Raw genomic sequence first — 23,168 nt, 5'->3', positions numbered from 1 at the left:
ACGTCCGCCGGGCCTTTCGGGTGTGTTTCGGACTTTAAGGGGCTGACGGGGATGGCTGCCGCCACGCGCGCACGCACCGCGGGGAGCGGATCCGGTCGGAGGGGGTCGGGCGAATCCCGCTCGCGGGCGTCCTCCGGGTCTTCGCCCGCCCCCGCGCCCGCCTCGGCGGCGCCGCCCGCCTCGGGGGCGGTCACTCCGCGGCCGGCCTCCCGGTCGGGCAGTTTCGGGCCGGTGCGGCTGCAGCAGCTGGTGCTGATCGAGGTGGCCGCGGCGATCGTGCTGGTCGCGTGGGTCGTCGACGAGCTGTTGCTGGTGCCCGCCGCGGCCGTGGGCCTGGTGCTGGTGCTGCTCGCCGTCGTACGCCGCCGTCAGCAGCCCATATCGGAGTGGCTGAGCACCGCCGGCTCGCTGCGGCGGCGCAAGCGGCTGGCGGCGAAGCCGCTCGACGCGGGCACGGACCCCGGCTTCGCGATCGCCGTGGAGTGCGAACCGGCGCTGCGCACCCTGACGTTCATCGACCGCGACCGGCGCGCGGTGGGCATGGTCGGCGACGGCACCTTCCTGACCGCGGTGATTCAGGTGGAGGCGGTGGACGCGCCGCTGCGGCCGCAGCGCGCGCAGCAGCCGCTCCCGCTGGCCCTGCTGCGGGACGCCATGGAGGTGGACGGGATCCTGCTGGAGTCGGTGCAGGTCGTCCAGCACACGCTGCCCGCGCCCGCGTACCATCTGCCGGCCCAGTCGCTGGCCTTGCGCAACTACGCGCCGCTGCAGGCGCAGACCGGCGCGCCCGCGGTCCGTATGACGTGGGTGGCGCTGAAGTTCGACCCGGAGCTGTGCCCGGAGGCCGTGGCCGCGCGCGGCGGCGGTCTGGGCGGCGCGCAGCGGTGTCTGCTGCGCGCGGCGGACCAGTTGGCGAGCAGGCTGCAGGGGGCCGGCTTCGGGGTGACGGTGCTGACGGAGGAGTCGCTGACCGCCGCGGTCGCGACCGCGGCGAGCGCCAACCAGCGGGCCACGGCGCAGGCCGGGCGGCGGGACACGCTCAACCGCCGCACCCTGGAGAGCGCGCGGGCCTGGCGGTGCGACGACCGCTGGCACACCGCCTACTGGATCGGCCGCTGGCCGCAGTTGGATGCGGCGTCGGCGCCGCTGCCCCAGCTGGCCGCGCTGCTGACCTCGCTGCCCGCGCTGTCGACGACCCTCAGCCTCACGCTGCGCCGCGGTGGCAAGCTGGGCGGTCGGCACGCGCCGACCATCAGCGGCCATGTGCGGATCACCGGCCGTAGCGCCGATGAGCTGGTCAGCATCCGCAAGGAGCTGGAGCGTACGGCGCGCGGGGTGCGGATCGGGCTGGTGCGGCTGGATCGCGAGCAGGTGCCCGGTGTCCTCGCCACTCTGCCCCTGGGAGGGACCCGCTGATGGCCACGCCCGCAACCGCCCCGAACGGGGCCGCTTTCCCCGGCCCCGGCGTTCCCGGGCCCGGATTCCCCGGCCCCGGCTCCAGTCCCGGCTTTCCCGGCCCCGGCTCCGGCTCCGGCTTTCCCGCGGCCACCGGCCCCGGGCAGGCGCCCGAGCCGGAGCCCGCGCCCGCGCCGCCGCGCAAGCAGTGGTCGGGTTTCGGGCTGCTCGGGCCGCGCCGGCAGCGGCATGAGGTGCCGCCCGAGCAGTTCGAGTCGCTTGCGCTGCCCGTCGGCGACGACGGCATCGTGATCGGCGCGGACGGGCAGGGCCAGCCCGCGGTGCTGGGGCTGCACCGCCCCTCTCCGTTCAACGTCCTGCTGGTCGGCGGCCTGTGGACGGCGCAGGTGATCGGCCTGCGCGCGGTCGCCACGGGCGCCCGGGTCACCGTGGAGACCGGTCGGCAGCAGATGTGGACGTCGCTGGCCCAGGCCGCGAACAACAACCAGCAGTGCATCACCCTGCATGACGTGGGGCGGGTGCCGCCGCAGGGCGCCTCGGTCAGCAGCCCGGTGCTGGTCGTCCGGGACGCCGGGATGCGGCCGCCGCGGGGTCGGGTGACCGCCGCGCCCTGGCAGTCCGTACTGACGCTGCTGCCGTATCTCAGCCCGGTCGCCCCCCGGTTGATGGAGAACGCGGGCCTGGTCGGCATCCAGCGGGTGTCCCCCGACGAGGCGACGCAGATCGGCCGCATCATGGGGCTGCCCGCCGTCGACGTGTCCGCGCTGTCCACGCTGGCGGACGGGGTCACCCTCTGGTGCACCCGCCATGCGCGGCTGTACGTGGCGACGCAGCCGACCGACGCCGAGTCGGGTCTGCTGGGCGCGCCGCGCCGTATGGACTGACGCGCGGATGGACTGACGGACAGATGGGCTGAGTCAGGCGAGCGAGGGGCCGGTTCGCGCTTCAGGGCTCCGGGGCGGCTGTCAAGTTCGATTGCCTCGGCGCGCTCGGCGGACGACACTGGCCGCGACAGTGTCCACGCGGCTCCTTTCCGTGAGCACGTTGGTTTCCGCAGTTTCCGAAGGGACGTACGCACCAATGGCCGACGCCAACGAGAAGGCAGAGCTGTACGCGCTCGACATCTCCGATGTCGAGTGGCTCAGCGCGCCCGGCAGCGCCTCCGAAGACCGGGTGGAGATCGCCTATCTGCCGGGCGGCGCGGTCGCCATGCGGAACTCGGCCGATCCCGAGACGGTGCTGCGCTACACCGAAGCCGAATGGCGCGCCTTTGTACTCGGCGCGCGGGACGGTGAATTCGACCTGCAGTGAGCGGGCCGACGGCGGTCAGGGGACGGCGGTCAGCGGCAGAAAGCCATGATCATCTCTTCGGCCGCTCCCGAACCCGTCAACCGGTCGGACGCGATATAGAAAACGCCGTTCCGGTAGACCCGGGTCGCGGAGGCGAGGCCGGCCTCCGCGACCCTGGTCGCGCTCGGCAGCCGCAGCAGTGTCCTGGGCCTGCCGCCGCTCGTACCGATGCCGACGACGGAGCCCGCCGTACGGTCCGTCGGCTCCTCGTACGCGATCAGGGCCCCGCCCTCCACGCTCAGCGGAAACAGCGTCCGGCCGGGCACCTTGGCCGCCCACTTCCGCTGCCCCGTCCTCAGGTCGAAGGCGTGGATCTCGCTGCTCGGGCGCCCATCGCGGGCCAGCGTCAGCTCGGTCGGGAGGTACAGCGTGTCCGAGGAGACCGCGACGCCGCGGCAGCCGCCCAGCTTGGTGCCGAAGAGGTCCAGGCCGCACTCCGGTTGATAGGACCGCTTGCCCAGATCGAGGGTCGGGCGCCGCTTGCCGCGATCCGATAGCGCGAGAACGCCACCCGACTTGTGGTGTTCATCGGCGAGGGCGATGACGACGGGGGCGGTCGAGAAGATCGTGCTGACCTTGTAGCCCTTGCGTACGCGGTAGGTCCAGGAGACCTCGTCCGTGGATGTGTTGATCCGCTGCAGCCCCGCGGTGCCGTCGTCGCAGGAATAGGCGCGCAGCAACGCCCGGCCGCCCGCGAAGCCGTCCACATCGCAGCCCGGGCCCGGTGCGCCGGGCGAGACCTGGCGCCCGTCGTCGACCTTGAGGACGGCCGAACCGCCGTACCAGGAGAGGCCGACGAGATCACCGCTCTGTGCCAGGCCCATGCCGAGGTGGTCGCCGCCGGAGGCGGTGGGGGCATGGGGAGTGGAGGCGCCCTGAGTGGCGGCTCCTGGGGTGGGGGCGCCCGGTGCGGAGGGGGCCGTATACGGGGCGCGCCGGTCCCAGAGCTTGACGCCCTTGCCGAGGTCGATGAGCGCCAGCCGACCGCACTCGTCCTTACCGCCGCCGCGGTAGGCGATGACCACCTTGCCGTCGGTGGGGGATTCGGGGACCGCGCACACCGCGTCGCGGAGCTTGACGGTCCACTTGGGCTCGCCGTGGTCGCCGTAGGCGATGACCCTGTTCTGGACGGGCTTGACGGCATAACCGTCCATCACCCAGAAGCCGGGGATGTCGGCGCCGGTCCTGGGGGCCTGGGGCGCGGGTTTCCGGAACAGCACCCTCGCCTCGCCCGGCCGGCGCGCATCGTCGGGGCCGCTCTCACCGCCGTGCCGACCGCTGGTGGTGCCGGTCCCGCCGCTGGGCCCGGTCGGGACCGCGTCCGTATGCCGTCCGGCCCGGTCGGTGTCCCGCGTCCTCGGCCCGGCGTCGGGCCGCCCGCCGCCGTACCCCACCGCGGCCCACACCCCGGCTCCCACCGCGAACAGGGCGGCCACGGCCGCGCCGACGACGAGGGACTTACGCTGTCTGTCGCGCTCTCGTCGGCTGCCTGTCGGAGGCGACGGCGGCCGGTCGGGGGGCTGGGGCGGCTGCGGCATCGCGCTTACCTCTTACCCGGGTCCACGGACCGGTCGGCCTCCTCCCGCGATCCAGAAGGCCGTTCCTCCCGGAAAGGAGCGATTCGGTCGGGATCCCGCTGTACGAAGGGCATTCGAGCGGGGAATCTTTGTATCACCCGGGGCAGGCGCACACCGATGGTCGTGCGGCGACCAGTTGGGTGCCGGCCGGTCCGTACGCGCGCCGGGCCATGGGCGTATTGACGGGCACAGCGCTCGAAGAGGTACAAGGAGAAAGTGTGCGCGCGGCATACGGGATGTTGCCATGACACGTGCGTCCGGTACCGGACAGGTTTGAGGGCGGGGACGGGCCTGCCCTCACGGCGCCCATGGTGATTAGTCTTGGTGTGCACGATGGAGAACCTGAACTCGGGTTCCCGGCGTCGCAACGGGGAAAGCCGAGCGGTCGGACGACAGCAACGATCGGCAATGATCGGCCTCGCCAAGAATTTCAAAGGTGCTCGACCACACCAGGAGGCATTGTGAGTAGCGATCGGGACGAGATCCGCGCGGGCGGAACCACACCCGGCGATGATCGGTCCGACGCGGAGACCGAGCACACGGGCGAATTCACCATTGATTACACCCCGCCTGCCTGGTACACGCAGAACGCCTCCTCGTCGTCGGCGACGCCGGGCGGTCCGGGTGCCGGGATCGGCGGGAGCGCATCGGCACCGCCTCCGCCCCCGGCGGGCGGCCCGGTGACTACGCCCGGGGTTCCCGAGCCGAACGGCTTCACACCCGCGTGGCCGGCGGCGGGTGCGCCCGCCCCCGGTACTCCCCCCGCCGGAACCCCGGTGGGACAGGCCGCGGGCGAGTTTGCTGCCGAGCGCCCCCAAGCGTCGGGCGCGCCGTCGGATTTGCCGGATTCATCCGACTACACGCTCCAGCCCAGCGCCCCCGCCCCTTCCACGGCTCCCGCCCATCCCACGGCTGACGCCCCGGCAGCTGACACCGCGTCGCCGTCCGGGGCCGGTGGGGAGGGACCGGCCGGGGACGGCCTCGCGGCGGGCCAGGCCCCGGGCGCGGGCGACGCACCCGAGGGGCGGGAGCCCGCGGCTCCCCAGGTCGCCGATGTCGCCGAGGCTCCCGGGGCGGGGGACGTCGGCACGGCCGCCGCCGGTTCCGGCGACGTCCGGGACGACGCGGCGCCGCAGTCCGGCGGTTCCGGTTCCAGTTCCAGTACCGGTTCCGGTTCCGGTTCCGGCGACGTGGGTGGCCACGCCACCATGCGGTTCTCCCCCGCCGCCCTGCACCGTGAGATCGCGGAGCGGGCGGGCGACGGGGCCGGCGGCGCTGATGGCCCCGGTGGCGTCGGTGGCGTCGGTGGCGTCGGCGCGGCTGGTGGAGCCGCAACTGGTGGGGCCGGGCCGTCCGATGCTGTTCCCGCCGACGTGCCCCCCACCCCTCCCGCGCCCGCCGACGCCGCCCCGCCCGCCGACGCGGCGCAGAGCGGCGACGTACGCAGCGAGGGCACCCTGCGGTTCTCCACCGCCTCCCTGCGCCGCGACATCGCCGAGCGCAGAGCCAAAAGCACCGAAGGGGCGGGCCCTGTGGCGGCTGAAGGCCAGGGCTCCGAGCCCGTGCCTCAGGACGCGCCGCCCGCCGGGCAGCCGCCGCAGTCCGGCCAGCAACCCGCCGCGTGGGCCCCGCCGGGTGCTCCGCAGGCCGGTCTGCCCCCGCTGCCCCCGGACTTCCAGCCCGCCGCGCCGCAGAGCGCGGGCGGTGCTACGGGCGCGCCGGGCGCGGCCGAAACGCCGGGTGGCGGCGCACAGCCCGCCCCGGGCGCGGCGTGGCCGGCCCAGGGCGCCGCTGCCGCGGGTCCGGGCGCACCGCTTCCGCAGCAGCGTACGGTCGCCCCGCAGCAGGCGCCCGGCGCGACCGGCGGGCCCGGTGCGGACGGCTCGTTCGCACAGCAGGCCGCCGCGTGGCCGCCGCCGGCCCCGGGCACCGAGGGGCAGCCCGCCCCCGGCACCCCGACCGGCCCTCAGGCCTCCCCGGCGGCCCCCGGCCAGGCCCCGGCGGGCCCGCAGCAGGGCGGCTACGGCTTCCCCGGCCCGGCCGCCGGACCCGGAAACCCGCAACAGCAGCCCCAAGGCCCGGGCGCACAGGGACCCGCCGCACCCGGACAGCAGGGCCAGCCGGGCGGCTACGGCTTCCCGCGCCCCGTTGACAGCACTCCTGTCGACGGCACCCCGATCCCCGGCACTCCGATCCCCGGCACTCCGATCGCCGGGCAGGCCGTCCCGCCCCAGGCCATGAACGCGCCTGGTCCGCACGGCGCCGTGCCACAGGGCGGTCCGGCGCAGCCCGGCCCTGACAACCGTGGTTACGGATATCCGCAGCCCGGAGCCCCGGTTCCGAATCCCGCACAGCCCACGCCCCCGGCCGTCGGCCAGGCCCCCGCGTCCCCGCAGCAGGGCGGCTACGGCTTCCCCGGCCCGGCCGCCGGACCCGGGAACCCACAGCAGCAGCCCCAGGGCCCCGGCCCGCAGGGCCAGCCGGGCGGCTACGGCTTCCCGCGCCCCGCCGACGCCACCCCCACCGGTGGCACTCCCACCGGTGGCACCCCCGCCGCCGCGCAGACCGGGCAGCCCGGCCCCGCCGCGCCAGGCCCCCAGGCCGTTTACGGCTACCCGCAGCAGAATCCGCAGGACGGCTACGGCTACCCGCGTCCCGGCGAGGCCGCGAACACGCCCAGCAGTGACAACAACGACTCCCCCCTCGACCCGCGCACCGGCGGCTGGCCCGTCATCAACCCTGAGCAGCGGCAGCGCCCGGCGGGCGGCGCGGGGGCCCCGCTCGGCTACACCGCCGCGGTCGAGCTGTCCTCGGACCGGCTGATCCGCGGCAAGCAGAAGCCCAAGAAGAACAACAACAGCGGGCCCTCGCGGTTCAAGATCGGTGGCCGGAAGGAGGAAGCCGAGCGGCAGCGCAAGCTCGAGCTGATCCGTACGCCCGTCCTGTCCTGCTACCGCATCGCGGTGATCAGCCTCAAGGGCGGCGTCGGCAAGACCACCACGACCACCGCTCTGGGCTCCACCCTCGCCAGCGAGCGGCAGGACAAGGTCATCGCGATCGACGCCAACCCGGACGCGGGCACGCTCGGCCGCCGGGTGCGCCGCGAGACGGGGGCGACGATCCGCGACCTGGTGACCGCGATCCCGTATCTCAACAGCTACATGGACATCCGGCGGTTCACCTCGCAGGCGGCCTCCGGTCTGGAGATCCTGGCCAACGACGTGGACCCGGCGGTCTCGACGACCTTCAACGACGAGGACTACCGCCGCGTCATCGACGTACTGGGCAAGCAGTACCCGATCATCCTCACCGACTCGGGCACCGGCCTGCTCTACAGCGCCATGCGCGGGGTCCTCGACCTCGCCGACCAGCTGATCATCATCTCCACCCCCTCCGTGGACGGCGCCAGCAGCGCCAGCACCACCCTCGACTGGCTCTCCGCCCACGGCTACGCCGATCTGGTCTCGCGCAGCATCACGGTCATCTCCGGGGTGCGGGAGACCGGCAAGATGATCAAGGTCGAGGACATCGTGTCGCACTTCGAGACCCGGTGCCGGGGCGTGATCGTCGTGCCGTTCGACGAGCATCTGTCGGCGGGCGCGGAGGTGGACCTGGACATGATGCGGCCCAAGACCCGGGAGGCGTACTTCAACCTCTCCGCCATGGTCGCCGAGGACTTCGCCCGCGCGCAGCAGGCACAGGGGCTGTGGACGGCGGACGGCAGCCAGCAGCCGCCGCAGATGGCTCCGCCACTGCCGGGGCAGCAGCACGGCGATGCGTACGGGCAGCAGCCTCAGCAGCCGTACCCGCAGCAGCACCAGCCCCAGTACCCGGGACAGCCGGGGTACCCACAGCCCGGGCAACCCGGGCAGCCGGGACAGCCTGGACAGCCACAGCCCGGATATCCGCAGCCCGGTCAGCCCGGTCAGCCGGCCCAACCCGGTTACCCGGGCGCACCGCAGCAGGGCTGGCAGCAGCAGCCTCAGCAGCCCTATCCGGGCGCGGCGCAGCCGGGACAGCAGGCCCAGCAACCGGGCCAGCCGGGACAGCCCGGCCAGCCCGCTCAGCACGGCCAGCAGCCGGGCCAGCCCGGGCAGCCGTGGCAGGGCTGGCCGCAGCAGCCGGGCGGGCCCCAGGGCTGAGCGCGGCGTCGGCGAGGCAGGTACGAAGACGCCGGACGGGCTGGATGGATCCAGCTCGTCCGGCGTCTTCGTCTTCGTCGTCCGGTTGCCGCCTGGGCCGCCGCCGGGCAGGCAGCGTCAGCGGCTGTCGCCGACCCGGAAGGCGGCCTCGGGAGAGTCGGCGGCCTCGACCAGCTCACGGGCCCGCTTCACATCGACCGCCATGCGCTCGAGCAGGGCTTCGATGGACGAGAACGTCTCCTGGCCGCGCAGATAGGCGAGGAAGTCCACCTCGACGTGCAGGCCGTACAGGTCCAGGCCCACGCGGTCGATCGCGTACGCCTCGACCGTGCGCTCCGTACCGTCGAACTGCGGGTTCGTGCCGACCGAGATCGCCGCCGGCATGGCCTCGCCCTGGGCGGTCAGCCAGCCCGCGTACACCCCGTCGGCCGGGATCGCGGTGTGCGGCAGGGTCTCCAGGTTGGCCGTCGGAAAGCCGAGCTCGCGCCCGCGCTGGGCGCCGCGCACCACCACGCCCTCGACGCGGTGCGGCCGCCCCAGGACCTCCATGGCGCCCGCGACGTCCCCCTCGGCGACCAGCCGGCGCACCAGGGTGGAGGAGAACGGCTCGCCGCCGCCCGCCGCCCCGCGCTGGTACAGGTCGACGAGCTCGACCTCGTAGTCGTACGTCGTGCCGAGCTCCTGCAGAAACGCGACGTTCCCGGCGGCCTTGTGGCCGAAGCGGAAGTTCGGGCCCTCCACCACGGCCCGCGCGTGCAACTTGTCGACCAGCACCTTCACCACGAAGTCGCCGGGCGACAGCCGGGAGAACTCCGCTGTGAACGGCAGGATCAGCACCGCGTCCACGCCAAGACCGGCCATCAGCTCGGCCCGCCGGTGGTGCGGGGCGAGCAGCGGCGGATGGCTGCCCGGCCGCACAACCTCGCTGGGGTGCGGGTCGAAGGTCACCACGACCGCCGGTACGCCCAGCTCACGAGCGCGCGCCACCGTACGGCTGATGATCACCTGGTGTCCCCGGTGCACCCCGTCATAGGAGCCGATGGTGACGACGCTGCGTCCCCAGTCCTCGGGGATGTCCTCCAAGCCACGCCAGCGCTGCACTGTGCCCGCTCCTCGCCCGAACTCATGTCTGTCCACTTCGCAGGTCTAAGACTGCCATGTCGTCGGCGTACGCTTCGCATCGGTCGGCACGACGAGCCGCCCGACCGGCGTCCGTGCAGGTGACAGCGGTGCCCACACACCGGAACGCGCCCCCGTCCGCTCCCGCCAGTCCTCCTGAGCGCCTGCTCGATGGGGTGAATTCGGGCGTTGGGGTGGACAGAGACCCCAGGGGGGTAAAGGGGGGCGCGACGCACCGCGGAACGGCGAAGGCCGCCCCGCGGTGCGGAGCGGCCCAACAGGCAGCCTCAGGCGAACACGGCCAGGCTCTTCGCCTTGCCCTCGTGCTCCTCCACCAGGGCCAGAAAGCGCCCCTCCGGACCGAAGACCGCCACCGGCCCGGTCTCCTCCCGCGCCGGCATGCCGATCCGTACGCCGTTGCCCAGCAGCCGGGCCCGGTCCTCATCGACGTCCCAGCGCGGGAAGGCGGCGGCCGCGGCCTCGGCGATGGGCATGATCTGAAGGGACTCCTCCAGCTGCGGCAGCGTCCTGGCGGCGGCCAGCCCGTACGGACCGACCCTGGTGCGCCGCAGCGCGGTCAGATGGCCGCCGACGCCAAGACCGGCGCCCAGGTCGCGGGCCAGTGCCCGGATGTAGGTGCCCGAGGAGCACACCACGGTGACGTCCAGGTCGAGGACGGGGGTGCTGTCCTCCGCCTTGGCCTCGCGGTGCGCGTGGAGGGTGAAGGACGACACGGTCACCGGCCGCGCCGGGATCTCGAAGTCCTCGCCCTCCCGCGCCCGTGCGTAGGAGCGCTTGCCGTCGATCTTGATCGCGCTGACCTTGGAGGGCACCTGCATGATGTCCCCGGTCAGCGCGGCGATCCCGGCCTCGACGGCGGTCAGGGCCGTCCCGGTGACGCCGGCGGAGGAGGTGATCTCCCCCTCCGCGTCATCCGTGACGGTCGTCTGGCCGAGCCGGATCGTCGCCGAGTAACCCTTCTCGGTCAGCGCCAGATGCCCGAGCAGCCGGGTGGCCTTCTCCACGCCGATCACGAGCACGCCCGTGGCCATGGGGTCCAGCGTCCCGGCGTGGCCGACCCGCCGGGTCCCGGCGAAGCGGCGCATCTTGGCCACGACGTCGTGTGAGGTGAAGCCGGCCGGCTTGTCGACGATCACCAGGCCGTCCGGGGCCGTGGAGCCGGCCCGTCCCTTGCGCGTCATGCGTCCGAGGAGCCCTTGCCATCGGTGCGGGCGCCGTCGGCGGCGCCAGGACCCTCGGCGGCCTCCTCGGCCTCCTCGGCCTCCTCGGCCTCCACAGCCTCCGCAGCCTCTTCGGAGTCTTCCCCGGGCTTACGGTACGGGTCGGCGTCACCGGCGTACGTGGCGCCCGAGGACGCCTCGCGCACCTGGGCGTCCGCCGCCTTGGCCTTGGCGAGCAGGTCGTCGATCGTCCGGGCGTTGTCCGGCAGCGCGTCCGGGACGAACGTCAGGGACGGGGTGAAGCGCACCCCGGTCTGCCGGCCGACCTCGGACCGCAGCACGCCCTTGGCGCTCTCCAGAGCCGCCGCGGAGGCCGCCCGCTCCTCGTCGTCGCCGAAGACCGTGTAGAAGACGGTCGCCTCCCGCAGGTCACCGGTGACCCGGGTGTCGGTGATCGTGACGTAGCCGAGCCGCGGGTCCTTGATCCGCCGCTGCAGGGTCTCCGCGACCACGACCCGGATGCGGTCAGCCAGCTTGCGTGCCCGCGCGGTGTCGGTCATGCGTCTTCTTCTCTCTTCTTCGGTTCGACAATCGATGGTCGGGGACGCTCAGCGTTCATGCAGTCACACGGCTATTCATCGTGGCTGCCGTGGAACCGGCGCCGCACCGACAGCAGTTCCACCTCGGGCCGTGCGGCGACCCAGCGCTCGCAGCGGTCGAGTACGTCCGTCAGATGGCTCGCGTCCCCCGAGACCACCGCGAGGCCGATCTCGACCCTGCGGTAGAGGTCCTGGTCTCCGACCTCCGCCACGCTCACCGCGTAGCGGCGGTGCAGTTCGGCGACGATCGGGCGGACGACGGAGCGTTTCTCCTTGAGCGACCGTACGTCGCCGAGGAGCAGGTCGAAGGACAGCGTCCCTACATACATGCAGTCCGGGTCAAGCCACCCGTGGGGCCTTAGGTGTGCAGGCTCTTCGAAACCGTACACGCAATGGCCGGGGCCGATCGACGGAAATACCCGCCGACCGGCCCCGGATGAGCAGCAGCGCGTCAGCCGCGCGGCTTCTCGCGCATCTCGTAGGTGGCGATGACGTCGTCGACCTTGATGTCGTTGTAGCTGCCGAGGTTGATACCGCCCTCGAAGCCTTCGCGAATCTCGGTGACGTCGTCCTTGAAGCGGCGCAGACCCTCGATGTTGAGGTTCTCCGCGATGACCTTGCCGTCGCGGAGGAGGCGCGCCTTGGTGTTCCGCTTGACCTCGCCGGAGCGGATGAGAACACCCGCGATGTTGCCCAGCTTGGACGAGCGGAAGACCTCGCGGATCTCCGCCGTACCGAGCTCGACCTCTTCGAACTCCGGCTTCAGCATGCCCTTCAGGGCCGCCTCGATCTCCTCGATCACCTGGTAGATGATCGAGTAGTAGCGGACGTCCACGCCCTCGCGCTCGGCCATCTGCGTGGCACGCCCCTCGGCGCGCACGTTGAAGCCGATGACGATGGCGTCGGAGCCGGTCGCCAGGTCGATGTCGGTCTCGGTGACCGCACCCACACCGCGGTGCAGCACGCGCAGGTCGACCTCGTCGCCGACGTCGAGCTGGAGCAGCGAGGACTCCAGGGCCTCGACCGAACCGGACGCGTCGCCCTTGATGATGAGGTTGAGCTGCTGCACCTCGCCGGCCTTGAGCACCTTGTCCAGGTCCTCCAGCGAGACCCGGCGGGTCCGCTTGGCGAAGGCCGCGTTGCGCTCGCGCGCCGCGCGCTTCTCGGCGATCTGGCGGGCGGTGCGGTCCTCGTCGACGACGAGGAAGTTGTCGCCCGCGCCGGGGACGTTGGTGAGACCGAGCACCAGGACCGGGGTCGAGGGGCCTGCCTCCTCCAGCGCGTTGCCGTTGTCGTCGAGCATCGCCCGGACGCGGCCGTACGCGTCGCCGGCCACCATCGTGTCGCCGACCCGCAGGGTGCCGCGCTGGACCAGCACGGTGGCCACGGCGCCGCGGCCACGGTCGAGGTGCGCCTCGATCGCGATGCCCTGCGCGTCCTGGACGGGGTTGGCCCGCAGGTCGAGCGAGGCGTCGGCGGTGAGGATGACGGCCTCCAGGAGGTCGTCGATGTGCAGACCCTGCTTGGCGGAGATGTCGACGAACATGGTGTCGCCGCCGTACTCCTCGGCCACCAGGCCGTACTCGGTCAGCTGACCGCGCACCTTGGTCGGGTCCGCGCCCTCGACATCGATCTTGTTGACCGCGACCACGATCGGCACATCGGCCGCCTTGGCGTGGTTCAGCGCCTCGACCGTCTGGGGCATCACACCGTCGTTGGCCGCCACCACGAGGATCGCGATGTCGGTCGACTTGGCACCGCGGGCACGCATGGCGGTGAACGCCTCGTGACCCGGGGTGTCAATGAAGGTGATCCTCCGGTCCTCGCCGTTGACCTCGGTGGCGACCTGGTAGGCACCGATGTGCTGGGTGATACCGCCGGCCTCGCCCGCGATGACGTTCGTCTTGCGGATCGCGTCCAGCAGTCGGGTCTTACCGTGGTCGACGTGACCCATGACGGTCACGACCGGCGGACGGGAGACGAGCTCTTCCTCGCCGCCCTCGTTCTCGCCGAACTCGATGTCGAAGGACTCGAGAAGCTCGCGGTCCTCCTCCTCCGGGCTGACGATCTCGATGTTGTAGTTCATCTCATCGGCGAGGAGCTGAAGCGTCTCGTCGGACACGGACTGCGTCGCGGTGACCATCTCGCCCAGGTTGAACATCACCTGGACCAGGGACGCCGGGTTGGCGTTGATCTTCTCCGCGAAGTCGGTGAGCGAGGCACCCCGCGACAGCCGGACCGTCTGGCCGTTGCCGCGCGGCAGCATCACGCCGCCGATGGACGGGGCCTGCATGGCCTCGTACTCCTGGCGACGCTGCCGCTTCGACTTACGGCCACGACGCGCCGGACCGCCGGGACGGCCGAAGGCGCCCTGCGTGCCACCACGGCCACCGGGACCACCCGGACGGCCGCCGAAGCCGGGACGGCCACCGCCGCCACCGAAGCCGCCGCCACCACCGCCGCCGCCGGGACCACCCGGACGGCCTGCGAAACCGGGACGGCCACCGCCGCCACCGCCGCCGCCGGGACGGCCGGCGAAGCCGCCGCCGCCCGGACGACCGCCGCCGCCACCGGGACGACCGGCGCCGCCGGGACCGCGACCGCCGCCACCGGGGCCCGGACGCGGGCCCGCGGCGGGACGCTGCGGCATCATGCCCGGGTTCGGGCGCGGGCCGCCGCCGGGACGGGGACCGCCACCCTGCGCGCCCTGGGGACGCGGCATCCCGCCCGGGGTGGGACGAGGACCGCCGTGTCCGCCACCAGGGCCTCCGGCAGGACGCTGCCCGCCACCCTGGCCGCCCTGCGGACGCGGACCGGCGCCGCCCTGGCCGCCGGGGCGCGGGGCGCCGCCGGGACGGGGCGCCTGCGGGCGCGCCATACCGGTGGAGCCGCCGGAGGTGAAGGGGTTGTTGCCCGGACGCGGACCGGCCGGACGGGGACCGCCCGGACGCGGGGCGCGCTCGCCGCCGGGGCGCGGAGCGCCGCCGGGACGGCCGCCCTGGCCCTGGTCACGACCCTGTCCCGGGCCACCCGGACGGGCGCCGGGGCGCGGGCCGGGGGCACCGCCGGGCTTGCCCGGACCACCCGGCTTGGCGCCGGTGGGCCGCGGGGCCGCCGGGGCCGGCGACGGCGGGGCGGTGAACTCGGGCTGAGCCGGAGCCGCGGGCTGGGCCGGAGCCGGCTTGGGGCCGGGGGTCGGCCGTGCACCAGGGGCACCAGGGGCGCCGGGGGTGGGCCGCGGGCCCGGAGTGGGCGCCGACGGCATGCTCTTGGGGCCCTCCGCCACGACCGGCTTGGGGCCGGGGGTCGGGGGCTTGGGGGCAGCAGGACGTGCCGCCGACGCCGGAGTGGGCGCGGACGGCTTGGCGGGCGCCGCCTTGCGCGGCGCCGAGGGCTTACCAGCAGCCCGGCCGGAGCCGCCCTGCTGGAAAGCGTCAGTCAACTTGCGAACAACCGGCGCTTCGATCGTCGAAGACGCCGAACGGACGAATTCGCCAAGTTCTTGGAGCTTGGCCATGACGACCTTGCTCTCAACTCCGAACTCCTTGGCGAGCTCGTATACCCGGACCTTAGCCACTTCGCTCCTTCTGGTCCGGGGTGGTCGTCCGCCGGACCGTCGCTACTTCATGGGCGTACTCATCGCGTACTCATCGAGTGCTCATCGCAATCTCGACCTACTTCCGACTCGCGAGGTACCTGACCGCACGGTGACCCGTGCCGTTCTTCTTACTTCTTACGGCTTCTTACTGCGCCGCTGCCTGCTCGGCGTGCTCGACATAGCGGCGCAGCGCCGTGGTGTCGAGCGGCCCCGGCCCCCTGAAGGCCCGGGGAAAAGCCCGGCGGCGGACCGCCAGGTCGAGGCAGACCCGTGTGGGATGCACATAAGCACCCCGACCGGGCAGCGTACCGCGCCGGTCGGGGACGCACGCGCCCTCGGCCGTCACGATCCGCAGCAGATCGTCCTTGGCCGCCCGCTCCCGGCATCCCACACAGGTTCTCTCAGGGCATGCGCAAGCACGCGTGCGGCCAGACACTGGTTAAGTCTACCTCCCTGAGCCGACCGCACCCCTTGGGGGATGTGATCGAACAGCCAGATGTTTTCGGCTGAATCCCGGACGGCCGTCCGGTGAATCAGCCTTGCTCGGCGGGCTGTTCCGTATCGGGCCGGATATCGATCCGCCAGCCCGTCAGCCGGGCAGCCAGCCGAGCGTTCTGCCCTTCCTTCCCGATCGCGAGGGAGAGCTGGTAGTCGGGCACGGTGACGCGCGCGGAGCGCGCCGCCATGTCCACCACCTCGACCTTGCTCACCCGGGCCGGTGACAGCGCGTTCGCCACCAGCTCCGCCGGGTCGTCGGACCAGTCCACGATGTCGATCTTCTCGCCGTGCAGCTCGGCCATCACGCTGCGGACCCGGCCGCCCATCGGGCCGATGCACGCGCCCTTGGCATTCAGGCCCGAACGGGTGGAACGAACGGCGATCTTGGTGCGGTGGCCCGCCTCGCGCGCGATCGCCGCGATCTCCACGGAGCCGTCCGCGATCTCCGGCACCTCGAGCGCGAAGAGCTTCTTCACCAGGTTCGGGTGGGTGCGCGACAGGGTGACGGACGGGCCGCGCACGCCCTTGACGACGCGCACGACATACGAGCGCAGCCGGGTGCCGTGCGCGTAGTCCTCGCCCGGGACCTGCTCCTGCACCGGCAGGATCGCCTCGAGCCTGCCGATGTCCACCAGGACGTTCTTCGGGTCCTTGCCCTGCTGGACGACGCCCGTGACGACATCGCCCTCCCGCCCCGCGTACTCGCCGAAGGTGATCTCCTCCTCGGCGTCCCGCAGCCGCTGCAGGATGACCTGCTTGGCGGTCATCGCGGCGATCCGGCCGAAACCGGAGGGGGTGTCGTCGAACTCCCTGGGCTCCTCGCCCTCCGCCAGGTCCTCGGCGTCCTCCCTGGCCCACACCGTCACATGGCCGGTCGCCCGGTCCAGCTCCACACGGGCCCGGCGGCGGCTGCCCTCCGTGCGGTGGTAGGCGATGAGGAGGGCCGACTCGATCGCCTCGACCAGCAGGTCGAACGAGATCTCCTTCTCCCGAACCAGACCCCGCAGGGCACTCATGTCGATGTCCACGGCTACGCCTCCTCCTTGCTCTCGTCGCTCGCGCCCGCGGCCTTCTCGGCGGTCTCGGCGGGCTCAGCGGGCTTACGGTTGAATTCGATCTCCACGCGTGCCTTGGAGATCTCCTTGAAGGCCAGCCGTCGGGCGGTGGGCCTGCGCCCCTTCACGCCCGGCACCTCCACGTCGAGCCCGTCGTCGTCCACCGCGGTGATCCGCGCGACCAGCTCGCCGCCCTCCGCCAGCCGCGCCTTGATCAGACGGCCGGCGGCCCGGCGGTAGTGGCGCGGCTCGGTCAGGGGCCGGTCGGCGCCGGGAGAGGTGACTTCCAGAACGTACGGGTGCTGGCCCATCGCGTCGGTGTCGTCGAGCGTCTGCGAGATCGCCCGGCTCAGCTCCGCACACGCGTCCAGCTGCACGCCGTCGTCGGAGTCCACCACGATACGGAGCACGCGCCGCTTCCCGGCCGGCGTCACCTCGACCTCTTCCAGATCCAGGTCCCGCGCGCTGACGAGCGGTTCCAGCAGTCCGCGCAGCCTCTCGCTCTGGGTGGTGCTCATCCGGGTGACTCCTCGGCCGCGTGTGCTGTTGTGGGAAGGTCGCGTGTCAGGTCAAAGCCTATCCGTTCCGGCGGCCGACTGACGATTCGGTGGCTGGTGCCCGGCGGTCGCCCCGCGCGAGGGTACGCTCGCCTGCTGTGATCACCAATGGCGGCCGTGAGTGGCCGCAGCCGGGAAAGAGGAACGTGCCGATCACGACTCCCCCACCGCCCCCGCGCCCTGCCCGCGCGCCCCTGTCCTTTGGCGCGCCGCCGCGCCCCTCGTCCTCGTCCGTGTCCCGGTCCCCGTCTCCGTCCCCGGGCCGGCGGAATCTCCTGCTGGCCGGCGGTGCGATCGGGGCCACGGCGCTGCTGGCCGGCTGCTCCGACGACTCCGGATCCCGGCCCGACGCGGCCGGCGCCCGGGCGGGCGAGGAGCGGCTGCGCACCCGGGGCGCGCGCGACTCCGCCGCGCTTCTGGCGCGCTACGACGCGACCGCCGACGCGCATCCGAAGCTGGCGGACCGGCTGCGGCCACTGCGCGAGGAGACGGCCCGCCACCTGGAGGCCTTCCGCTCGCCCGCATCCGCGTCCGCCTCGCCCTCCTCCGCCTCGCCCTCCTCCGCTTCGCCTTCCGCTTCCGCTTCCCCGTCCGCTTCCGCGAGCGCGACGCGTGTCCCGGATGTCCCGAAGGACGAGAAGAAGGCCCTGGCCGCGCTCGCCCGCGCCGAACGCCACACCGCCGACACCCGCACCGCCGCGCTCCGCGACGCCCCACCCGAGCTCGCCCGCCTCCTGGCCTCGATCGCCGCCTGCGGCGCCGCCCACGCGTACCTGCTCACATCGGGCAACTCATGACCCCGCCGCCCGACAACTACCGAACGGCGGCGCCGGGCGCCGCGGAAGGGGACTGAGATGACCGCCTCGACGGCTCGCGTGCGTCGCGAGGAGCGCGCCATGGCGCTCAAGGCCACGCAGGCGGCGCTGGCCGCCGAGCATGCCGCGGTCTACGGGTACGGCGTGGTCGGCGGGCGGATCGGTGACGACCGGCTGCAGGAGGCCCGGGACGGGTACGCCGCGCATCGGGCGCGGCGGGACGCGCTCGCGCGTACGGTGCGCGATCTGGGTGGGACGCCGGAGGGCGCGGCGCCCGCTTACGCGCTGCCGTTCGCGGTGCCGGACGCCGCGGCCGCGGTGCGGCTCGCCGCGGAGCTGGAGAACCGGGTGGCCGCCGTCTACGCCGATCTGGTGCGGGCCGCCGACGGCGCCCTGCGCCGCGAGGCGGCCGGGGCGCTGCGCGAGGCGGCGGTCCGCGCGGTGCGCTGGCGGGGCAGCGGCGTAGCCTTCCCTGGGCTCACCGAACGCGCCGCCGTGCCAGGCCCGACGCTGGGGGTGCCCTCGGCGAGCGCGTCCGCGGGCGAGTTGTGACGGTCGGCCGCGGCTGTTGGATCATGGTCTGTCGGCAGTCTCGACCGAGCCCGTACGGAAGCCGGTGAGCTGCGGACGTAACCGCGCACAATGCAGATGAAAAGGGGACAGCTCGGCGATGGCATCGGCACCGCAGCCCGGAGGCCCTGAGGCGGCCCCCATCACCCTGCCGCAGCGGCTGCTGGACTCGCTGAGCGACGACCCCGAGAGCCCGGCCCGCGTCTGGCTGGCCAAGCTGCCCGAGCTGGTCGCGCACCAGCTGCGGGCCTGGGAGTTGACGCTCGAGCGGGTGCCGAGCCCGGGCGGCCGGAGCAGCCTCATCGTGCTCGTACGGCAGGCCGACGGCACGCCCGCGACGCTCAAGTTCCCGGCGCCGGGCCCGTACGCGGGGCATGAGCGGGCGGCGCTCGCGCACTGGAACGGCTGGGGCGCGGTGCACCTGCTGCGCGACGACCCCGAGAGCGGGGCGCTGCTGCTGGAGCGGCTGCGGAGCGCGGTGTCGCTGCGCTCGCTCCCCGAGGCCAAGGCGCTGCTGGAGGCGGCGGGCACGGTGCGCCGGCTGTGGGTGCCGCCTGCCGAGGGGCACCCCTTCGACTCGGTCGCGGCCCGGACCGGCAAGGGGGTCGAAACGCTGCTGCTGATCGCCGCCGGGACCTGGGCGGTGGACGCGCGGCCACTCGTCGACGAGGCGCTGGTGCTGCGCGAGGAGCTGTCCGGGCAGGCGCCGGAACACCTCCTGCTGCACGGCGACTTCCGCCAGGGCAAGGTGCTGGCCGGGGAGCGCGCCCCGTGGCTGGCCGTGGGGCCCGCGCCGCTCGTCGGCGAGCGGGCGTACGACCTGGCGCAGCTGGTGCTCGACCGCTTCGAGGACCTGGCGGCCGGTTCGGGGCCCGCCGCGGCCGCGCGGCGCCGCGTCGCGAAGCTGGCGGACTCACTGGACGTCGACCGGGACCGGCTGCGGGGCTGGACGCTGTTCCGCGCGGTCGAGGCCGGGCTGCGGCACGCCGCGGTCGGCGACCGGCGGCGGGGCGAGCTGCTGCTGGAGTTCGCGGGCTGGTTGTAGGCCCGCCCGGCGCCCCTCCCGCGTCCCTCCCCGTGCCCTGGCCGCTCCGCGGAGCGGCCAGGGCACGGAAGGAGCGCCGGGCCTCTGAAGCCTGTCAGACGGTGAGGCGGGACAGCGCCTCGTCGACCGGCAGCTCCTCGCGCTCGCCCGTGCGGCGGTCCTTGAGTTCCACCACGCCGTCCTTCGCGCCACGGCCGACGACCAGGATCGTGGGCACGCCGATCAGCTCGGCGTCGGTGAACTTCACGCCCGGGGAGATGCCGGCCCGGTCGTCGACCATGACGCGGACGCCCGCCGTCCCCAGCTTGTCCGCGAGCTCCAGGGCCAGCTCGGTCTGGAGCGCCTTGCCCGCCGCGACGATGTGGACGTCGGCCGGGGCGACCTCGCGAGGCCAGCACAGCCCGGACTCGTCGTGGGTCTGCTCGGCGAGCGCGGCCACGGCGCGCGAGACGCCGATCCCGTAGGAGCCCATGGTGACCCGGACCGGCTTGCCGTTCTGGCCGAGCACATCGAGCTGGAAGGTGTCGGCGTACTTCCGGCCGAGCTGGAAGATGTGGCCGATCTCGATGGCCCGGTCGAGCTCGATACCGGCGCCGCAGCGGGGGCAGGGGTCGCCGGGCCTGACCACGACGACGTCGAGGTACTGGTCGACCTCGAAGTCCCGGCCGCAGACGACGTTGCGCGCGTGCTTGCCGGGCTTGTTGGCGCCGGTCACCCAGGCGGTGCCGGGCGCGACGCGCGGGTCGGCGAGGTAGCGGAAGGACTTCCCGGCCAGGCCCTGCGGGCCGATGTAGCCGCGGACCAGGTCGGGGCGGTCGGCGAAGTCCTCGGCGGTGACGACCTCGACCTCGGCGGGGGCGAGGTGTTCGGCGAGCTTGCCGAGGTCCACCTCGCGGTCGCCGGGGACGCCCACCGCGGTGATCTCGCCGTCGACCTTGACGAGGAGGTTCTTCAGGGTGGCGGAGGCCGGGATGTTCAGGTGCTCGGCGAGGGTGTCGATGGTGGGGGTGTCGGGGGTGTCCAGTTCCTCGACCGGGCCGTGCTCGGCGCCCTCGACGGGGGTGAGGGCGAGGGTGACGGCCTCGGTGTTGGCCGCGTAGTCGCAGTTCGGGCAGTCCACGAAGGTGTCCTCGCCGGCCGCGGCCGGGGCCAGGAACTCCTCGGAGGCGGAGCCGCCCATGGCGCCGGAGATCGCGGAGACGATGCGGTAGTCGAGGCCGAGGCGTTCGAAGATCCGCTGGTAGGCCTCGCGGTGCAGCCGGTAGGACTCGGCCAGGCCCTCGTCGGTGGTGTCGAAGGAGTACGAGTCCTTCATCTGGAACTCGCGGCCGCGCAGCACGCCGGAGCGCGGGCGGGCCTCGTCCCGGTACTTGGTCTGGATCTGGTAGAGGATCACGGGCAGGTCCTTGTAGGACGTGCACTGGTCCTTGACCGTCTGGGTGAAGATCTCCTCGTGGGTCGGGCCGAGGAGGTAGTCGGCGCCCTTGCGGTCCTTGATCCGGAACAGCAGGTCGCCGTACTCGTCCCAGCGGCCGCTGGCCTCGTACGGCTCACGGGGCAGCAGGGCGGGCAGCAGGACCTCCTGGGCACCGATGGCGTCCATCTCCTCGCGGACGATCCGCGCCACGTTCTCCAGGACCTTCTTGCCGATGGGCAGCCAGGTCCAGATGCCCGCGGAGGTGCGGCGTACATAGCCGGCGCGGACGAGCAGCTTGTGGCTGGCGGTCTCGGCATCGGCCGGGTCCTCGCGCAGCGTCTTCAACATCAACCTGGACATGCGCTGGACGTGGGCCTGGGCCATGGTTCTTCTCCTGCGTACGAGATGGGATGTCCAGGAGATTAACCGCTGCCGCCACCCACCGGGAAATGAACCAGGGGAAGGCGTACCGGGGGAAGGCTACGGGGAATCAGCGGCGCAGCGGGAGCGGGGCGCCCATGACCGCGTACGGGGTCGGCGCGCTCGGGAAGAGCACGGGGCGGGCGAGGTCGTGGTAGCCGAGGGCGCGGTAGAGGTGGCGGGCGGGGCTGTCGGCGTCGATCGCGGAGAGGATGGAGCGCGGCTGGTCCGCTCCGTCGGTGATGGTGGTGATCAGTGACCGGCCGATGCCGTGCTGCTGGTAGTCGGGGTGGACATGCAGTTCGGTGATGACGAAGGAGTCGTCCAGCCAGTCCTCGTGGCCGGTGTCGCGCAGATACGGCTCGACGACGGTGGACCACCAGTGCGTGCGGTCGTTGGGCATGCCGTAGACGAAGCCGACGAGCCGTCCGGCGGGGGTGGTGGCGCCCAGCGCGCGGGCGCCCGGGCTGGTGAGGTGGCGCAGCACGATGTGGCGCCGTACTCCGGCCTCCTCGTCGGTGAGCCCGAAGGCGATCGCCTGCACGGCAAGGGCCTCGTCCACGCGCGCGGCGAGGTCGAGCGGCCCCACGACGACGCCCTGCGGGTCCGGTGGCCCCTCGCCTGGTTGATGCAGCATGGGCGGCACCCTACTGGGCCGTCGATCAGAACAGCACACTCATGAAGGCGCCGACCTCCCGGAAGCCGACGCGGCGGTAGGCGGCGCGGGCGGCGGTGTTGAAGTCGTTGACGTAGAGGCTGACGACGGGCGCGACCTCGTTCAGCGCGTAGTGCAGGACGGCGGCCATACCGGTCTCGGACAGCCCGCGGCCGCGGTATTCGGGGGCGACCCAGACGCCCTGGATCTGGCAGGCGTGGCGGGTGGCGGCGCCGATCTCGGCCTTGAAGACGACCCGGCCGTTCTCGATGCGGGCGAAGGATCGCCCGTGGCTGACGAGTTCGGCGACCCGGGCCTGGTAGAGCAGCCCGCCGTCGCCGGCGAGCGGCGAGACACCGACCTCTTCGGTGAACATGGCCACGCAGGCGGGCATGATCACGTCCATTTCGTCCTTGCGGACGCGGCGGACGAGCGGGTCGGGCGCGATACCGGCGGGCATGGTGGTGGTGGCCATGAGCGGCTGGTGGGCGCGGACCTCGCGGGCCGGGCCCCAGCTGGGCTCGAGCAGCGACCAGAGTTCGGTGGTGGTGTCGGCGGGGCCGACGATGGAGGAGCAGCGGCGGCCGGCCCGGCGGGCGCGCTCGGCGAAGCCGCGTACGGCCTCGCGGGTGGCGCAGATGGGGACGAGGTTGGCTCCGGCGTAGCAGAGCGATTCCAGCCGGCCACCGGTGTACCAGCCCCACATCTCGCCGCCGAGCCGCCAGGGGTCCAGGCCGGCGACCTGGACGCGGGCGGCGACGAAGGCGTTGGAGACCGGGTCGCGGTCGAGGACCGCAAGGGCCTCGTCGAGCTCGTGGGGCTCGAGCACCCTGGTGATGGACGTCGTCAGCACGTGTCGGTATGCCTCACCGGTTGCGGCCGAGGGCCAGAAGATTCGATTCTCCGCACTGTACCTCGGGGGTCGCCCAGGCCACCGCCCGCGTTCACCGACCGGGCCGTGGTCCGGTCGGGTGCGGGCGGCGCAGCCGCGGGCGCGGGGTGGCGTCAGCCGGTGACGGAGACCTCGGGCTCTCCGGAGGCGATGCCGTCCTTCTCCATCTGCTCGGCGATCTTCATGGCCTCGTCGATCAGGGTCTCCACGATCTTCGACTCGGGCACGGTCTTGATCACCTCGCCCTTGACGAAGATCTGGC

At 73.1% G+C, this 23,168-nt stretch carries 19 protein-coding genes and 1 pseudogene; 7 read left to right on the top strand and 13 right to left on the bottom strand.

Annotated elements, in window-relative coordinates; translation table 11 throughout:
- The first annotated feature begins 231 nt into the window (after positions 1–231).
- From eccE to ACH4U7_RS50880, 3 genes are all read left to right on the top strand, one after another.
- Entirely contained in the window at positions 232–1,416 is a 1,185-nt protein-coding gene (gene eccE / locus ACH4U7_RS50890; RefSeq protein ID WP_398534574.1) for a type VII secretion protein EccE, read from the top strand.
- Complete coding sequence (locus ACH4U7_RS50885; protein ID WP_398534573.1) at positions 1,416–2,300, top strand: hypothetical protein; 885 nt, start codon at positions 1,416–1,418, stop codon at positions 2,298–2,300. The genes eccE and ACH4U7_RS50885 overlap by 1 nt, the downstream gene beginning before the upstream one ends.
- Before the next feature lie 196 nt (positions 2,301–2,496).
- Entirely contained in the window at positions 2,497–2,727 is a 231-nt protein-coding gene (locus ACH4U7_RS50880; protein ID WP_014175992.1) for a DUF397 domain-containing protein, read from the top strand.
- A 29-nt stretch (positions 2,728–2,756) separates the two neighbouring features.
- Here the strand turns inward: ACH4U7_RS50880 and ACH4U7_RS50875 are convergent, their stop codons facing one another.
- On the bottom strand, positions 2,757–4,304 hold the full coding sequence (locus ACH4U7_RS50875) for a hypothetical protein (RefSeq protein WP_398534572.1): 1,548 nt from the start codon (positions 4,302–4,304) through the stop codon (positions 2,757–2,759).
- 500 nt (positions 4,305–4,804) lie between these two features.
- Between ACH4U7_RS50875 and ACH4U7_RS50870 the strand changes: the two genes are divergently transcribed.
- Positions 4,805–8,485: an SCO5717 family growth-regulating ATPase gene (locus ACH4U7_RS50870; RefSeq protein WP_398534571.1), complete on the top strand. Its 3,681-nt coding sequence runs from the start codon at positions 4,805–4,807 to the stop codon at positions 8,483–8,485.
- A 117-nt stretch (positions 8,486–8,602) separates the two neighbouring features.
- Here the strand turns inward: ACH4U7_RS50870 and ACH4U7_RS50865 are convergent, their stop codons facing one another.
- The 8 genes from ACH4U7_RS50865 to rimP form a co-directional block, all read right to left on the bottom strand.
- Positions 8,603–9,586: a bifunctional riboflavin kinase/FAD synthetase gene (locus tag ACH4U7_RS50865; RefSeq protein WP_385629122.1), complete on the bottom strand. Its 984-nt coding sequence runs from the start codon at positions 9,584–9,586 to the stop codon at positions 8,603–8,605.
- A 305-nt stretch (positions 9,587–9,891) separates the two neighbouring features.
- A complete protein-coding gene (gene truB, locus ACH4U7_RS50860) occupies positions 9,892–10,806 on the bottom strand; it encodes a tRNA pseudouridine(55) synthase TruB (RefSeq protein WP_398534570.1) in 915 nt (304 codons plus the stop codon).
- On the bottom strand, positions 10,803–11,345 hold the full coding sequence (gene rbfA / locus ACH4U7_RS50855) for a 30S ribosome-binding factor RbfA (protein WP_398534569.1): 543 nt from the start codon (positions 11,343–11,345) through the stop codon (positions 10,803–10,805). Before rbfA ends, truB begins: the two co-directional genes overlap by 4 nt.
- A 71-nt stretch (positions 11,346–11,416) precedes the next feature.
- The gene (locus ACH4U7_RS50850) at positions 11,417–11,713 is read right to left on the bottom strand and encodes a DUF503 domain-containing protein (protein ID WP_089510703.1); all 297 of its coding nucleotides are present in this window, start codon (positions 11,711–11,713) and stop codon (positions 11,417–11,419) included.
- 122 nt (positions 11,714–11,835) lie between these two features.
- Complete coding sequence (gene infB / locus ACH4U7_RS50845) at positions 11,836–14,961, bottom strand: translation initiation factor IF-2 (protein WP_398534568.1); 3,126 nt, start codon at positions 14,959–14,961, stop codon at positions 11,836–11,838.
- Positions 14,962–15,127: 166 nt separating this feature from the next.
- Positions 15,128–15,418, bottom strand: a complete 291-nt coding sequence (locus ACH4U7_RS50840) for a YlxR family protein (protein ID WP_063647535.1) — start codon at positions 15,416–15,418, stop codon at positions 15,128–15,130.
- Positions 15,419–15,515: 97 nt separating this feature from the next.
- Positions 15,516–16,508 carry a transcription termination factor NusA gene (gene nusA, locus ACH4U7_RS50835; RefSeq protein WP_089510706.1) on the bottom strand — a complete coding sequence of 331 codons (993 nt, stop codon included), beginning with the start codon at positions 16,506–16,508 and terminating at the stop codon, positions 15,516–15,518.
- Positions 16,509–16,510: 2 nt separating this feature from the next.
- Positions 16,511–17,053 (bottom strand): ribosome maturation factor RimP, encoded by a 543-nt coding sequence (rimP, locus tag ACH4U7_RS50830; RefSeq protein ID WP_398534567.1) that lies wholly within the window; start codon positions 17,051–17,053, stop codon positions 16,511–16,513.
- Between the two features lie 272 nt (positions 17,054–17,325).
- On the opposite strand from rimP, the gene ACH4U7_RS50825 reads away from it, so the two are divergent.
- The 3 genes from ACH4U7_RS50825 (at position 17,326) to ACH4U7_RS50815 (ending at position 19,522) form a co-directional block, all read left to right on the top strand.
- Positions 17,326–17,889: a hypothetical protein gene (locus ACH4U7_RS50825; RefSeq protein ID WP_398534566.1), complete on the top strand. Its 564-nt coding sequence runs from the start codon at positions 17,326–17,328 to the stop codon at positions 17,887–17,889.
- Positions 17,890–17,946: 57 nt separating this feature from the next.
- Entirely contained in the window at positions 17,947–18,459 is a 513-nt protein-coding gene (locus ACH4U7_RS50820; RefSeq protein WP_398534565.1) for a ferritin-like domain-containing protein, read from the top strand.
- A 118-nt stretch (positions 18,460–18,577) separates the two neighbouring features.
- Positions 18,578–19,522: an aminoglycoside phosphotransferase family protein gene (locus ACH4U7_RS50815; RefSeq protein ID WP_398534564.1), complete on the top strand. Its 945-nt coding sequence runs from the start codon at positions 18,578–18,580 to the stop codon at positions 19,520–19,522.
- A gap of 94 nt (positions 19,523–19,616) precedes the next feature.
- Here ACH4U7_RS50815 and ACH4U7_RS50810 read toward each other — a convergent pair whose 3' ends face one another.
- The 4 genes and pseudogenes from ACH4U7_RS50810 to ACH4U7_RS50795 all read right to left on the bottom strand — a co-directional run.
- Positions 19,617–21,323, bottom strand: a complete 1,707-nt coding sequence (locus ACH4U7_RS50810; RefSeq protein ID WP_398534563.1) for a proline--tRNA ligase — start codon at positions 21,321–21,323, stop codon at positions 19,617–19,619.
- Positions 21,324–21,429: 106 nt separating this feature from the next.
- Positions 21,430–21,996: a GNAT family N-acetyltransferase gene (locus tag ACH4U7_RS50805; RefSeq protein WP_398534562.1), complete on the bottom strand. Its 567-nt coding sequence runs from the start codon at positions 21,994–21,996 to the stop codon at positions 21,430–21,432.
- A gap of 25 nt (positions 21,997–22,021) precedes the next feature.
- Complete coding sequence (locus tag ACH4U7_RS50800; RefSeq protein WP_398534561.1) at positions 22,022–22,867, bottom strand: GNAT family N-acetyltransferase; 846 nt, start codon at positions 22,865–22,867, stop codon at positions 22,022–22,024.
- 152 nt (positions 22,868–23,019) lie between these two features.
- Positions 23,020–23,168, bottom strand: a pseudogene (locus ACH4U7_RS50795) (4-hydroxy-3-methylbut-2-en-1-yl diphosphate synthase); the annotation flags it as partial.

This window comes from Streptomyces sp. NPDC020845 (genome assembly GCF_044334165.1).
Lineage (GTDB): Bacteria > Actinomycetota > Actinomycetes > Streptomycetales > Streptomycetaceae > Streptomyces.
This window is presented reverse-complemented; position numbering and strand designations above follow the sequence as displayed.

Bases quoted from the DNA above. Each gene is read 5' to 3' on its own strand.
- ACH4U7_RS50885 (WP_398534573.1), top strand. From the start codon at position 1,416: ATGGCCACGCCCGCAACCGCCCCGAACGGGGCCGCTTTCCCCGGCCCC.
- ACH4U7_RS50880 (WP_014175992.1), top strand. From the start codon at position 2,497: ATGGCCGACGCCAACGAGAAGGCAGAGCTGTACGCGCTCGACATCTCC.
- ACH4U7_RS50875 (WP_398534572.1), bottom strand. From the start codon at position 4,304: ATGCCGCAGCCGCCCCAGCCCCCCGACCGGCCGCCGTCGCCTCCGACA.
- truB (WP_398534570.1), bottom strand. From the start codon at position 10,806: ATGACGCGCAAGGGACGGGCCGGCTCCACGGCCCCGGACGGCCTGGTG.
- rbfA (WP_398534569.1), bottom strand. From the start codon at position 11,345: ATGACCGACACCGCGCGGGCACGCAAGCTGGCTGACCGCATCCGGGTC.
- ACH4U7_RS50850 (WP_089510703.1), bottom strand. From the start codon at position 11,713: ATGTATGTAGGGACGCTGTCCTTCGACCTGCTCCTCGGCGACGTACGG.
- rimP (WP_398534567.1), bottom strand. From the start codon at position 17,053: ATGAGCACCACCCAGAGCGAGAGGCTGCGCGGACTGCTGGAACCGCTC.
- ACH4U7_RS50820 (WP_398534565.1), top strand. From the start codon at position 17,947: ATGACCGCCTCGACGGCTCGCGTGCGTCGCGAGGAGCGCGCCATGGCG.
- ACH4U7_RS50815 (WP_398534564.1), top strand. From the start codon at position 18,578: ATGGCATCGGCACCGCAGCCCGGAGGCCCTGAGGCGGCCCCCATCACC.
- ACH4U7_RS50810 (WP_398534563.1), bottom strand. From the start codon at position 21,323: ATGGCCCAGGCCCACGTCCAGCGCATGTCCAGGTTGATGTTGAAGACG.
- ACH4U7_RS50805 (WP_398534562.1), bottom strand. From the start codon at position 21,996: ATGCTGCATCAACCAGGCGAGGGGCCACCGGACCCGCAGGGCGTCGTC.